Genomic DNA, 13,333 nt, shown 5'->3' with positions numbered 1-13,333 from the left:
CGCAGGAGCCCGAAGAAGAATGGCCCGTAAGCCGTCGTCCGCCCCGCTCGACGAGAGCGAGATCCACGAGACGATCGTCGACATCGATGTCTCGGCGGAGATGGAGGCCTCGTACCTCGAGTACGCGTACTCCGTCATCTACAGCCGTGCGCTCCCGGACGCGCGCGACGGCCTCAAGCCGGTGCAGCGCCGCATCCTCTACATGATGGCGGACATGGGGCTGCGCCCCGACCGCGCCCACGTGAAGTCCTCGCGCGTGGTGGGCGAGGTGATGGGAAAGCTCCACCCGCACGGCGACACGGCGATCTACGACGCCCTGGTGCGTCTCGCGCAGGACTTCTCGCTGCGTCTGCCGCTGGTGGACGGGCACGGGAACTTCGGTTCGCTCGACGACGGCCCCGCGGCCCCCCGGTACACGGAGGCCCGGCCCGCGGCGTCGGCCACGGCGATGACCGCGGATCTCGACGAGGACGTCGTCGACTTCGTGCCGAACTACGACAACAAGCTCACCCAGCCGGACGTGCTGCCCGCGGCCATTCCGAACCTGCTGGTCAACGGCGCCTCGGGGATCGCTGTGGGCATGGCGACGAACATGCCGCCGCACAACCTCGTCGAGGTGGTCGCCGCCGCCCAGCACCTGCTGAAGCACCCGGACCCCACGCTGGAGGACGTCCAGCGGTTCGTGCCCGGCCCCGACCTGCCGAGCGGCGGCAAGATCGTGGGCCTGGACGGCGTGCGGGACGCCTACCGCACGGGCCGCGGCACGTTCCGCACCCGGGCGACCGCGCGGATCGAGAACGTGACGCCCCGGCGCCGCGGCATCGTGGTGACGGAGCTGCCGTACACGGTGGGCCCGGAGAAGGTGATCGAGAAGATCGCCGACGGCGTCAAGGCCAAGAAGATCCAGGGCGTGACCGCCGTCCAGGACCTCACGGACCGCAGCCACGGGCTCCGGCTGGTCATCGAGGTGAAGGCCGGTTTCGACCCTGAGGCCGTGCTGGAGCAGCTGTACCGCACCACGCCGCTGCAGGACACGTTCGGCATCAACAACGTGACGCTCGTGAACGGGCAGCCGCGCACGCTCGGCCTGCTCGACCTGCTGCGCGTCTGGGTGGATCACCGGGTGGACGTGGTCCGACGACGGACGCAGTTCCGCCTGACGAAGCGCCAGGAACGGCTGCACCTGGTCGAGGGCCTGCTCGTCGCGATCCTCGACATCGACGAGGTCATCCAGGTGATCCGCTCGTCGGACGACGCCGGGGCGGCGCGTGAGCGCCTCATGAGCGTGTTCGACCTCTCGGAGGCGCAGGCCGCCTACATCCTCGATCTCCAGCTGCGCCGGCTCACGAAGTTCTCGCGCATCGAGCTGGAGAAGGAGCAGGAGGAGCTGCGGCTGGAGATCGCCAAGCTCGAGGAGATCCTCGGCTCCGAGAAGGTGCTGCACCGGCTCGTGTCGAAGGAGATGGGCGAGGTCGCCAAGACGTACGGCACACCGCGTCGCACGATCCTGCTGGACGCCGAGGGCGGCAGCGTCGGTTCGGCCGCTCCGGCGGCGCGCGGCAAGAAGGGCGCGCTGGACGACCTGAACCTGGAGATCGCCGACTCCCCCACACGGGTCGTGCTGTCGGCGACCGGGCTGCTGGCCCGGCTGACGGACGACGCCCCGGTGTCCCGCGAGGGCAACCGCGCCGCGCACGACGCGCTGCGGGCCGACTGCGCCGCCACCACGCGCGGCGACATCGCGCTGGTCACCTCACGGGGGCGTGCGCTGCGCGTTCCGGTGGTCGAGCTGCCGACACTGCCGCCCACGGACGGGGCGCCGTCGCTGTCCGGCGGGCTGCCGCTGTCCGAGCTCGTCGATCTTGACGGGGACGAGACGGTGCTGGGGCTGCTGTCCCTCGCCGAGGGCGCCCCGACACTCGCGCTGGGCACCGCGGCGGGCGTGGTGAAGCGGGTGACGAGCACCGATGTGCCGAAGAACGGCGAGGACTGGACGGTCATCGGGCTCAAGGACGACGACGAGGTGGTCGGCACCGCGCTCGTGACGGACGACGACGAGCTGGTGTTCGTCTCCTCGGACTCCTCGCTCCTGCACTTCCCGGCCTCCGCCGTGCGGCCGCAGGGCAGGTCCGGCGGCGGCATCGCGGGGATCAAGCTCGCGGCGGACCAGAAGGTCGTGTTCTTCGGCGCGGTACGGGCCGGCACCGCGGCGTCGGTGGTGACGATCGCGGGTGCGGCGGAAGCTTTGCCGGGTGTCGAGGCCGGCATGGGCAAGGTGACGCCGTTCGACCTCTACCCGGGCAAGGGGCGGGCCACCGGCGGCGTCCGCTCGCAGAGGTTCCTCAAGGGGTTCGACGGCCTCGTGCTCGCCTGGGTGGGCGCGGCGCCGCCGCGTGCGCTCGGCACGGGCGGGCAGCCGGTGGACCTTCCGGAGGCCGACGAGCGTCGCGACGGGTCGGGGACGCCGCTGGAGACTCCGGTCACGGTGGTCGGCTGACAGAGGTCACGGTGGTCGGCTGACAGACCTCGGCCCGCCGGCGCCCCGGTGCATGGTTGACTGCCGCGCATGGTTGCCGAAGAGTCGCCGTACGAGTTCTCCGCCGACCCCGGCCGCATCGACCCGGCGCGGGTGTACGCCCTGCTGGCGGAGCACGCCTACTGGGTGGCCGACCGGTCGCGTGAGGTGCAGGACGCCGCGATCGCCGGGTCGCGCAACTACGCGGTGTACGCGCGCGAGTCCGGCACGCTCGTCGGCTACGCCCGCGTCGTGACCGACGGCGCGACGTTCGCGTGGCTGGCCGACGTCGTCGTGGACCCGGCCCATCGCCGCCGCGGCCTCGCGCGCCTCCTGGTCGAGGGGATCACCGGGGATCTGGACCGGCTCGGCGTGGCGCGGACCCTGCTGCGGGCGTCGAGCGAGGGCCGTGCGCTCTACGAGGACCTCGGCTGGAAGCCCGTGGACGAGCCCGACGCCTGGATGGCCCGCTACCGCATCTGAAGCGTGCGAGACACCGGCGGGCATCGGCGGCCGCTCAGAGGTCCTTGCTGAACCAGTGTTCGGCGTACGGGGCGTCGTTGTACGCCTCGGTCTCCGCGTAGCCGAGGCGCGCGTACAGGGTGCGGGCCTCGACGAGGTCGTTCCGGGTGTCCAGGACGATCCGCCGGGCGCCCAGGCCGCGCGCGGCGTCCTCGGCCGCGCCGACCAGGCGGGCCGCTCCCCCGCGTCCGCGGAAGGCCGGCCGGAGGTAGACCCGTTTCAGCTCCGCCGTGGCGGGGTCGCCGAGGCGGGCGCCGGCCATCCCCGCGGGCTCGCCGTCGTACCAGGCCACCAGCAGAATGCCCGACGGCGGGACGAGGCCGTCGCCCGCGTCCGCCGCGATCTCGCGCTCCAGCTCGGCCGGGTCGGTGTCGTGCCCGTGCTCCCGCTGGTACCAGCGGTCGCTGACCTCGGTGTAGTAGTCACGGAAGAGGCCGGCGGCGACGTCGGACGTGACGTCCTCGGGCGTGATCGTCCAGGGCGCGTGCGCGCCCGTGCGGGCGGCGATGCCGCCCGGCATCCGGGTGCCCTCGCGGTTCGTGCTCATCCGAGCAGGACCTCGCGCAGTTCGGCGGGCGAGCCGACGACGACGGCGGCGCCCGCCCGCTCCAGCTCGCCCGGCTCGCCGTAGCCCCAGGTGACACCGATCGTCGGGATGCCGTTCGCGGCCGCGGCGTGCACGTCGTGCTCCCGGTCACCGACCATCACCGCCGCCGCGCCGGCCTGGTCACCGCCGGAGGCCGCGAGCGCCCGGGCCACCACCTTCTCCTTCCCGGCGTGCTGCCCCGCGCCCTCCAGCGCGGGCCCGAACACGGAGTCGACGCCGTCGGCCAGGTACTGGTCGAGTGCGAAGTGCCGGACGATCGGGCGGGCCAGCGGCTGCGGCTTGGCGGTGGCGACCACGAGCGTGGTGCCGGCGTCGCGCAGGGTGGTGAGGAGGTCGGTGACGCCGTCGAACACGGTGTTGTCGTACATGCCGCCGCCCTCGAGCTCGCGCCGGTACACGGTGACGACGGCCTCGGCCTGGGCGTCGGTGAGCCCGGTGCGGGCGAGGGAGAGCCCGAGGGGCGGGCCGACGAACCGGCGCAGGTGGGCGTCGTCGGGCACGGGGATCCCGGTCTCGGTGAAGGCGGTGCGCAGGCAGGCCATGATGCCGGGGGCGGAGTCGGTGAGGGTGCCGTCGAGATCCAGGAGCACGTGCGTGGGGCGGTCGGGCAGGGAGATCGTCACAGCGCCGAGGGTACGGCGCGCGGTGGTGGTGGCGTCAGCCGATTTCGGCGCGTGGGTGCCGGAGCCGTCGCTCCGGGGGGCGGGTATCGCGCCGGTCTCGGTGTCGATGTCGGTCCTGGGGCGTAAGGTCACGGATGTGACTCTCAAGATCGGCTACAAGGCATCCGCAGAGCAGTTCGGTCCCCGCGACCTCGTGGACTTCACGGTTCTCGCCGAGGAGACCGGCCTGGACAGCGCGTGGATCTCGGACCATTTCCTGCCCTGGCGCGTCAACGGCGGGCACGCGCCGTCGGCGCTGGCGTGGCTCGGCGCGGCGGGCGAGCGGACGGAGCGGATCACGCTCGGCACGAGTGTGATGACTCCCACGTTCCGCTACAACCCGGCGGTGGTCGCGCAGACGTTCGCGACGCTGGCGCTGCTCACGGAGGGGCGCGTGGTGCTCGGCGTGGGTTCGGGTGAGGCGCTGAACGAGATCGCGGTGAGCGGCCGGGAGTGGCCGGAGTTCAAGGAGCGGTTCGCCCGGCTGCGGGAGGCCGTCGGGCTGATGCGGCGGCTGTGGTCCGAGGATTCGGTGGACCACGACGGCGACTACTACAAGCTGGTGGGCGCCACGATCTACGACCGGCCGGAGAAGCCGGTCCCGGTGTACGTCGCGGCCGGTGGGCCGATGGTGGCGCGGTACGCGGGCCGGGCGGGCGACGGCTTCATCTGCACGTCGGGCAAGGGCATGGAGCTGTACACGGAGAAGCTGCTGCCCGGCGTGGCCGAGGGCGCCGCGAAGGCGGAGCGTGACGTGTCCGGGATCGACAAGGTGCTGGAGCTGAAGATCTCCTACGACCGGGACCCGGCGGCGGCGCGGGAGAACACGCGGTTCTGGGCGCCGCTCTCGCTCACCCCGGAGCAGAAGCACAGCGTCACCTCGGCCGAGGAGATGGAGCGGCTGGCGGACGAGCTGCCGATCGAGCAGATCGCGAAGCGCTGGATCGTCGCCTCGGAGCCGGAGGAGGCGGTGGAGATGATCAGGCCGTACCTCGACGCGGGCCTGAACCATCTGATGGTGCACGGCCCGGGCCACGACCAGCGCCGCTTCCTGACCCAGTTCGGTGAGGACGTCCTGCCGCTGCTGCGCGGCCTGTGATCGTTCAGCACCGGTGAGTGATCACTGTGGCAAGCATGCCGACGACCGTGCCGAGTTCCTGCGCCGTGCGCCGAATCTCACGCCGTCCTGAGCGCACGGCGCAGTACGCCCGCCGTGATCAGGCCCAGGGCCAGCACGTAGCACCACGTCGTCAGCGCGGAGGACAGCGTGGACCACTCCGCCGCGACCAGCTGCGCGGACATAGTGATCTGCAGCATGGACAGCGCCTCGGCCAGGACGAAGAACGCCCCGCCCACCCCGGCGGCGCGGTTCACGCCCCAGGCGAGCACGGCCATCGTGGCGACCAGCGTGTACTCGACGCCTTCGAGGATCAGCCACGGGCCGCCGATGCCGATGTCGGGCAGTGTCCGGACCAGCATGACCGTGGCCAGGACGCCGACGGCGGCGTACGCCACCGCGAGGATCATCTGTCCCTGCCGTGCCCGTGACGGGGCAGGCCGAGGCAAGGCACCGGCAGGCGAGGCACCGTAGGCGGCGATGCCGTCAGGCGCACCAGGGGCTTGCGGGCGATCCGCCGGCGTCGCGCCGGCCGGTGCGTTGCCGCCTCGCGACGGCACGAACGCCACGATGAACGCCACCTGGACGAGCAGCGGGATCGCCACGGTCACCCACGGCCCGAACGAGCCGGCCGTGAGAGTTCCCAGCGCCGTCAGGTACAGAGCCGACATCACACCGGCCACGAGCCTCGGCCTCGTGGCCGGCGTGCCGGGCAGCAGGCGTGGCGCCGTCGCCAGGTGCAGGGCGAGGGCCAGGAGCAGCGGCGTCGCCAGTGCTGCCAGCCACCTCACGTCGATCGTGCCGCCGACCACCTCGAGTCGCAGCATTCCCCACGGCACCGGCATGGCGACGATCATCCACATCCCGGCCACGACGAGAAAAGCGACCGCTGCGCCGCGTGCTGCGGGAGTACGCAGCAGTCCGTCGACCCCGGCGGCCGCCCGCTCGCGCGTCTCTCCCACCCAGGGCGGCAGCACGGGAGCCCCGATCGGCTCGTCGTCCGTCTCGCTCGACCTGTCTCCGGGGTGGGGCTCGTCGTCACGCATCACACCGGAGAGACTATGTCGCTGGTGAGCGAGCCACCAGAGATTCGGCGAACCGGCCAGTACTCACAGTTCGATCGTGAGCATCCGTGAGCCGCCCTGCTTCTCGTAGCCGAGCGCCGCGTACAGGCCCACCGCGCCCGAGGGGTTCTCGGTGTCGACGTCCAGGGCCGCGTACTGCATCCCGTCGTCGGCCATGGCGCGCATCCCGGCCGCCATGACCGCCGGGGCGAGGCCGCGGCCCCGGTAGGCGCGGCGCACGCCGACGTTGTCCGAGTAGCCGAAGGTGAAGCCGCGTACCTCGAAGTCCTCGACGTACTTGGACGCGACCTGGTAGGCCACCACCAGCGGGTCCCCGGCTCGCAGGGCCGCCGCGGTCTCCTCGTCGGTGTCCGGCGAGGAGAGCAGCGCGGCGACGTCCGGTGCGTCGTCGACCACCAGGTACGTCCAGGCCGGCATGAACGCGGAGCGGTCCTCCGCCCAGGTCTCCCGCGTCTGCGGCTGGCTGCCCCAGTGGTCCCGGAACGCGTCGTTGCGCGCGAGGCGCGTGGGCTCGTCGAGTTCCGGCGTCCACGGGACCAGGCGCAGCGTGCTGTCCGACGGCGGGGCGACCACCGGCGGGATCGGCCGCGACAGATCGCGGCGCAGGTCCGAGTAGTACCGCTGCGCGGCGAACCCCGCTCGTTCGAAGGTGTGTCCCAGGGTCTCGGGCGCCTCGTCCTCCATGTGCACGACGAGCCATGCCGGGACACGCCGGTCCGCGAGCGCCGAGGCCGCCAGTTTCTGCCGCCCGCGGGCGATCTGCCAGGCGAGCAACTCGCGGCCGATCCCCTCGCCGCGCCGGGTGGGGTGCACCCCGCCCTGGAGGATGGCGCGCGCTACCGTCTCGTCGCCGGGCGGGGTGTGGACGTCGGCGAACGCGTGGAGGGCGCCCGTGCCGTCGACGCCGAGGAGGAAGTCGCGGTCGAGGTCGCGGTACGGCGCGGCGAGGCGTTCCTCGATCTCGGCGAGGGACCAGCGGAAGGGGGCGTTGTCGGCGGCGGCGAGGTGGTTGAGGATCGTGAGGACCGCGGGTGCGTCCTCGCGGCGGGCGCCACGCCAGGTGAGTCCGTCGGCGTGGACCTCGGGCAGCGTGGCGGGCGGGGCCGCTCGCTCCGCGACCGTGAGGTCGGGCGGCGACGGGTCCGAGGGCCCGGCGGTCGCGCTGTCGGTGGTCGCGGGGTCGACGGCGTCGGCGGTGCTCATGCGGTTCACGCTAGGCCGCGCGGCCGCCGTTGGTCACCCAATTTTCCGAACCGGGGCGAGGACGTCCGCCAGGGCAGGGGCGTCCGGCGTCCGGCGTCCGGGACGGAAGCTCAGTCGACGGGGTACACGATGCGTGTCCGCCACCGACCGGGGTCCGCCTCGCTCTCGGGACCCACGAGGTACTCCTCCCACATCACCGGCGGCATCTCCATCCCGTTCCCCTCGAACCAGGCCGTGAGCTCCTCGTAGGTGTCCGACAGGTGGTCGTACGCTCCCTGGTGGATGGCCTCGATCGTCGCGCCCCCGGGCAGCATCGCCGCCACGACGTCGTCCGACGGCGCGGCACCCGGCGATACCGGGAACCCCGCGGTCACGTCGAACGTCTCCCCCTCCATGCCGTTGTAGAGGGCGACAGCGGGGCCCGTCGGCTCCATGCCCCGCTCCGCGAGTGCCTCTGCGGCCGCCGTCATGGCGCGGGGGAAGAAGTCCTGGAGTTCGTCCATCCGTACTGTCTCGTGCAGTCCGACGATCTCCTGGGCCGCGCGTTCGCCTCGTTCGATCTCCATCTCGTGCACCTCTCGGTCGACGCCGGACCCTCGGCGGCCCGGCACGTCTCCAGCATCAGCCCTCGCGCCTGTCCGGCGCATGTCGACCGGCAGCCGGGCGGGGTCGGTCGGGTGCCGAGCAGTCGGCCAGACGTCGAGCGGTCCGTCGGTCGACCGGGTGCGGTCGCCAGGCTGTCGGTGCGGTCGGCCACACGTCTCCTCGCCCGGCCCCTCAGAACCCGAACACGATGCGAGCGGGGACCTGCCCGGCGAGCACGTCGGTGAACGACTCGTTGACGTCGTCGAGCTTGCGTTCGACGGCGACCACCTCGGTGCGGCCGGCCCTGTGGAGAGCGAACACGTCGGCGAGGTCGTTGCGCGTGCCGACGATGGAGCCGATCACCGTGATGCCCTTGATCACGGTGTCGAAGATCGGCAGCTCCAGCCTTCCCTCGGCGGGCAGCGCGACGCACACCAGCCGGCCACCGCGGCGCAGCGAGTGGAAGGCCTGGTGGAACACGGGCGGTGAGGCGGCGAGCACCACGGCGACGTCGGCGCCCCCGAGCCGCTGGATGGCCTCGACCGGGTCCTCGCGGGCGGCGTTGACGACATGGTCGGCGCCGAGCCGCGAAGCCAGGCCGAGCTTGTGGTCCACCACGTCGACGGCGACGACGAACCCGCCGGCGATCCGGGCGTACTGCACCGCGAGGTGTCCGAGGCCGCCGATACCGAACACGGCCACGGTCTCGGCCGGTGTCACCTTCGCGACCTTGACGGCCTTGTAGGTGGTGACGCCCGCGCAGGTCAGGGGTGCGGCGTCGAGCGACGACACGTCGTCCGGCACGGGCGTGGCGAACGCGGCGGGCACGACGGCGTACTCGGCGAAGGCGCCGTTCACGGAGTACCCGGAATTCTCCTGCCGCTCGCACAGTGTCTCCCAGCCGCTGACGCAGTAGCGGCACTCGCCGCAGGCGCTACCGAGCCAGGCGATGGCGACGCGCTGGCCGACGGCGCGGCCGGTCACGCCGGGCCCGAGCTCGTCGATCCGGCCGACGCCCTCGTGCCCGGGAATGAAGGGCGGGGTGGGCTTGACCGGCCAGTCGCCGTGCGCGGCATGGATGTCGGTGTGGCACAGCCCGCTGGCCTCGATACGAACGCGCACCTGGCCGGGTCCGGGCTCGGGGGCGGGCACGTCCTTCACGTCGAGCGGAGCGAGGAACTCCGAGACGACTGCTGCCTTCATGACGGCTCCGTTCGTCCGGTTCCAGCGACGGCGATCCCGCGACGGCGATCCCGGCGCTGACGGCTCCTCGGCGGCGACTGCCGAGGTGAATACAGTTCACCGCCGCGCGCCGCATCCGGGTAGGGCCGAAGGGCCCGCCCGCCCGGTTCCAGCCTCCGGTCCTTTCCCGCCCCGGAAACCGCCGCGGGTTACGCTGCGAATCGTGACTGCTGCTCCCTCCGCTGCCCCGGCCCTGCCCATGCCCGAGCGGGCGGCCGCCCTGCTCGGCGCCATGCGTGAGCGCGTGGTCGTGGCCGACGGCGCGATGGGCACCATGATCCAGCAGGCCAACCCCACCCTGGCGGACTACCAGGACATGGAGGGCTGCAACGAGATCCTCACGGTCACCCGCCCGGACCTGATCTCAGAGATCCACGACGCCTTCCTCGACGTGGGCGTGGACGCGATCGAGACCAACACGTTCGGCGCCAACTGGTCCAACCTGTCGGACTACGGCATCGACGACCGCATCCGCGAGCTGGCCCGCGCCGGCGCGGCCCTCGCCCGCGAGCGCGCCGACGCCCACACCACGCCCGACCACCCCCGCTGGGTCCTTGGCTCGATGGGCCCGGGCACGAAGCTGCCGAGCCTGGGGCACACCACGTACGCGCACCTGCGGGACACGTTCGCGGAGCAGGCGGCGGGCCTGATCGAGGGTGGCGCGGACGCGATCCTCGTCGAGACGAGCCAGGACCTGCTCCAGACGAAGGCGGCGATCTCCGGTTCGAAGCAGGCGATGACCGAGCTGGGGCAGCGCGTCCCGATCCTCGCGTCCGTCACGGTGGAGACCACGGGCACGATGCTCATGGGCTCGGAGATCGGCGCGGCGCTCACCACGCTCCAGGCGGTCGGCGTGGACGCGATCGGCCTGAACTGCGCCACGGGCCCGGACCAGATGAGCGAGCACCTGCGCCACCTGGCCCGGCACGCGGAGATGCCGGTGATGTGCCAGCCGAACGCGGGCCTGCCGGTGCTCGGGCCGAACGGTGCGAGCTACCCCCTCACGCCCCAGGAGCTGGCCGCCGCGCACGAGCAGTTCACCCGCGAGTTCGGGCTGGGCCTGGTCGGAGGCTGCTGCGGCACGACGCCGGAGCACATGCGCCAGGTGGTCGACGTCGTCCGGGGCAACGCCCTGCCGGATCGCCGCCCCGAGCGGGAGAACGGCGTCGCCTCCCTCTACTCGCACACCGACCTGCACCAGGACGCCTCCTACCTGGCTATCGGCGAGCGCACCAACGCGAACGGGTCGAAGGCGTTCCGTGAGGCGATGCTGGAATCGCGCTGGGACGACGTCGTCGACATCGCCCGCGCCCAGACCCGCGACGGCGCGCACCTGCTGGACGTGTGCGTGGACTACGTGGGGCGCGACGGCGTGGCCGACGTGCGCGAGGTGGTCTCACGCCTGGCCAGCGCGTCGACATTGCCGCTGGTCATCGACTCGACCGAGCCGGAGGTGATCCGGGCGGGCCTGGAGCTGCTCGGCGGGCGCGGCGTCGTGAACTCGGTGAACTTCGAGGACGGCGACGGGCCGAACTCGCGGTTCGCCCGGATCATGCCGGCCGTCGTCGAGCACGGGGCCGCCGTCGTCGCACTCACGATCGACGAGGAGGGGCAGGCCCGCACCGCCGACGGCAAGGTCGCGATCGCGACCCGCCTCATCGAGACCCTCACCCAGCAGTGGGGCATGCGCGTGGACGACATCATCGTCGACTGCCTCACCTTCCCCATCGCGACCGGCCAGGAGGAGACGCGCCGCGACGCCATCGAGACCATCGAGGCGATCCGCGAGCTCACGAGCCGCTACCCCGGCCTGCACACCACGCTGGGCGTGTCGAACGTGTCGTTCGGGCTGAACCCGGCCGCGCGCACGGTGCTGAACTCCGTGTTCCTGCACGAGGCCACCGAGGCCGGCCTCGACAGCGCGATCGTGCACGCGGCGAAGATCCTGCCGCTCAACGCGATCCCGGACGAGCAGCGCGAGGTCGCGCTCGACCTGGTCTGGGACCGCCGCCGGTACGACGACGCCGGGGAGATCACCTACGACCCGCTGTCCCGCCTCCTGGAGATGTTCGAGGGCGTCGACACCGCCGCCATGCGCGACGCGCGGGCCGCCGAGCTCGCCGCCCTGCCGGTCGGCGAGCGGCTGGCCCGCCGCATCATCGACGGCAACCGCAAGGGCCTGGACGACGACGTCGAGCAGGCCCTCGGCGACGGCATGAAGGCGCTGGACATCGTCAACGACCACCTGCTGGAAGGCATGAAGGTGGTGGGCGAGCTGTTCGGCAAGGGCGAGATGCAGCTCCCGTTCGTGCTGCAGAGCGCGGAGGTCATGAAGACCGCCGTGGCGCTGCTGGAGCCGCACATGGAGCGGGTCGAGGGCGAGTCCGGTTCGAAGGGCACCATCGTGCTGGCGACCGTGCGCGGCGACGTGCACGACATCGGCAAGAACCTCGTCGACATCATCCTCACCAACAACGGCTACACGGTAGTGAACATCGGCATCAAGCAGCCGATCTCCGCCATGATCGAGGCGGCCGAGGAGCACGACGCCGACGTGATCGGCATGTCGGGGCTGCTGGTGAAGTCGACCGTGGTGATGAAGGAGAACCTGGAGGAGCTGTCCTCGCGCGGGCTGGCGAAGCGGTGGCCGATCCTGCTCGGCGGGGCGGCGCTGACGCGGACGTACGTGGAGGACGACCTGGCCGGGATGTTCGACGGAACGGTCCGCTACGCCCGCGACGCGTTCGAGGGGCTGCGGCTCATGGAGCCGCTGGTGAAGGTGGCGCGCGGGGCATCCGTGGACGAGGTGGGGCTGCCGGCGCTGCGCACGCGGCGGCACAACGTGGTGAAGGTGACCGAGACGGCGGTGGAGGACCTGCCCGCCCGGTCCGACGTCGCTCTGGACAACCCGGTGCCGGAGCCGCCGTTCTGGGGGACGCGCATCGTCAAGGGGCTGCAGCTCGCGGACTACGCCGCGTTCCTCGACGAGCGGGCCACGTTCATGGGGCAGTGGGGGCTGAAGCCGGGGCGTTCGGCCGACGGCGCCTCCTACGAGGAACTGGTCGAGACGGAAGGCCGGCCGCGGCTCAAGGAGTGGCTGGACCGGATCCGGACGGAGTCGATCCTGGACCCGACCGTGGTGTACGGGTACTTCCCGGTGTGGTCGGAGGGGGACGACGTCGTCGTCGCGCACCACGGGCCCGGCCTGGCCGGGCTGACGGCGCCCGACGGCGGGTCCGGCGGGTCGCCGGGGACCGAGCGGTTGCGGTTCACCTTCCCGCGGCAGCGACGGGACCGGCACCTGTGCCTGGCCGACTTCATCAAGCCGCGCTCCTGGGTCGAGGAGACCGGACGTTACGACGTGTTGCCGGTGCAGCTCGCGACCGTGGGCGACTCCGTGGCCGCGCACACGGCGAAGCTGTTCGAGGGGAACCACTACCGCGAGTACATGGAACTGCACGGCCTGTCCGTGCAGCTCACGGAGGCGCTGGCGGAGTTCTGGCACTCGCGGGTGCGCGGCGAGCTCGGGTTCGCCGACGAGGAACCGGACGACGTCGAGGGCATGTTCAAGCTGGAGTACCGCGGGGCGCGGATGTCGCTCGGGTACCCGGCGTGCCCGGACATGGAGGACCGGCGCAAGATCATGGAGCTGCTGCGGGCCGAGCGGGTCGGGGTGGAGCTGAGTGATGAGCTGCAGCTGCATCCGGAGCAGAGCACGGATGCGCTCGTGTTTCATCATCCGGAGTGCAAGTACTTCTCCGTGTGACTTCCGGGGGTGGGGCGTCCGACCTGGTG

Annotated in this window: 10 protein-coding genes; 4 read left to right on the top strand and 6 right to left on the bottom strand. The window is 72.1% G+C overall.

The genetic code is table 11. From position 1 onward, the window contains the following. Nucleotides 1-19: 19 nt before the first annotated feature. Nucleotides 20-2,497 carry a DNA gyrase/topoisomerase IV subunit A gene (locus tag EDD34_RS08035; protein WP_123814106.1) on the top strand — a complete coding sequence of 826 codons (2,478 nt, stop codon included), beginning with the start codon at nucleotides 20-22 and terminating at the stop codon, nucleotides 2,495-2,497. A 69-nt stretch (nucleotides 2,498-2,566) separates the two neighbouring features. Continuing rightward, nucleotides 2,567-2,998, top strand: coding sequence for a GNAT family N-acetyltransferase (locus tag EDD34_RS08030; protein WP_123814105.1), 432 nt, complete (start codon nucleotides 2,567-2,569; stop codon nucleotides 2,996-2,998). 34 nt (nucleotides 2,999-3,032) lie between these two features. Here the strand turns inward: EDD34_RS08030 and EDD34_RS08025 are convergent, their stop codons facing one another. Together EDD34_RS08025 and EDD34_RS08020 are read right to left on the bottom strand one after the other, a co-directional pair. Next, complete coding sequence (locus tag EDD34_RS08025; protein WP_211341526.1) at nucleotides 3,033-3,584, bottom strand: GNAT family N-acetyltransferase; 552 nt, start codon at nucleotides 3,582-3,584, stop codon at nucleotides 3,033-3,035. Continuing rightward, nucleotides 3,581-4,399 (bottom strand): HAD hydrolase-like protein, encoded by an 819-nt coding sequence (locus EDD34_RS08020; protein WP_246012247.1) that lies wholly within the window; start codon nucleotides 4,397-4,399, stop codon nucleotides 3,581-3,583. Before EDD34_RS08020 ends, EDD34_RS08025 begins: the two co-directional genes overlap by 4 nt. Nucleotides 4,400-4,403: 4 nt before the next feature. Between EDD34_RS08020 and fgd the strand changes: the two genes are divergently transcribed. Next, nucleotides 4,404-5,405 (top strand): glucose-6-phosphate dehydrogenase (coenzyme-F420), encoded by a 1,002-nt coding sequence (gene fgd, locus EDD34_RS08015; RefSeq protein WP_170177003.1) that lies wholly within the window; start codon nucleotides 4,404-4,406, stop codon nucleotides 5,403-5,405. Nucleotides 5,406-5,482: 77 nt separating this feature from the next. Here the strand turns inward: fgd and EDD34_RS08010 are convergent, their stop codons facing one another. The 4 genes from EDD34_RS08010 to EDD34_RS07995 all read right to left on the bottom strand — a co-directional run bounded on the left by EDD34_RS08010 (nucleotide 5,483) and on the right by EDD34_RS07995 (nucleotide 9,499). Further along, entirely contained in the window at nucleotides 5,483-6,472 is a 990-nt protein-coding gene (locus EDD34_RS08010) for a hypothetical protein (RefSeq protein WP_123814104.1), read from the bottom strand. Between the two features lie 60 nt (nucleotides 6,473-6,532). After that, nucleotides 6,533-7,711 carry a GNAT family N-acetyltransferase gene (locus EDD34_RS08005; protein ID WP_246012246.1) on the bottom strand — a complete coding sequence of 393 codons (1,179 nt, stop codon included), beginning with the start codon at nucleotides 7,709-7,711 and terminating at the stop codon, nucleotides 6,533-6,535. Nucleotides 7,712-7,821: 110 nt separating this feature from the next. Next, nucleotides 7,822-8,277: a GyrI-like domain-containing protein gene (locus EDD34_RS08000; protein WP_170177002.1), complete on the bottom strand. Its 456-nt coding sequence runs from the start codon at nucleotides 8,275-8,277 to the stop codon at nucleotides 7,822-7,824. A gap of 211 nt (nucleotides 8,278-8,488) precedes the next feature. Beyond that, a complete protein-coding gene (locus tag EDD34_RS07995) occupies nucleotides 8,489-9,499 on the bottom strand; it encodes a zinc-dependent alcohol dehydrogenase (protein ID WP_123814102.1) in 1,011 nt (336 codons plus the stop codon). Between the two features lie 238 nt (nucleotides 9,500-9,737). Between EDD34_RS07995 and metH the strand changes: the two genes are divergently transcribed. After that, the gene (gene metH, locus EDD34_RS07990) at nucleotides 9,738-13,304 is read left to right on the top strand and encodes a methionine synthase (RefSeq protein WP_123816401.1); all 3,567 of its coding nucleotides are present in this window, start codon (nucleotides 9,738-9,740) and stop codon (nucleotides 13,302-13,304) included. Nucleotides 13,305-13,333 lie beyond the last annotated feature (29 nt).

The organism is Myceligenerans xiligouense (assembly GCF_003814695.1).
GTDB classification, from domain to species: Bacteria; Actinomycetota; Actinomycetes; order Actinomycetales; family Cellulomonadaceae; genus Myceligenerans; species Myceligenerans xiligouense.
Note: the sequence above shows the minus strand (reverse complement) of the source record. Positions and strands in the feature narration are given on the sequence as shown.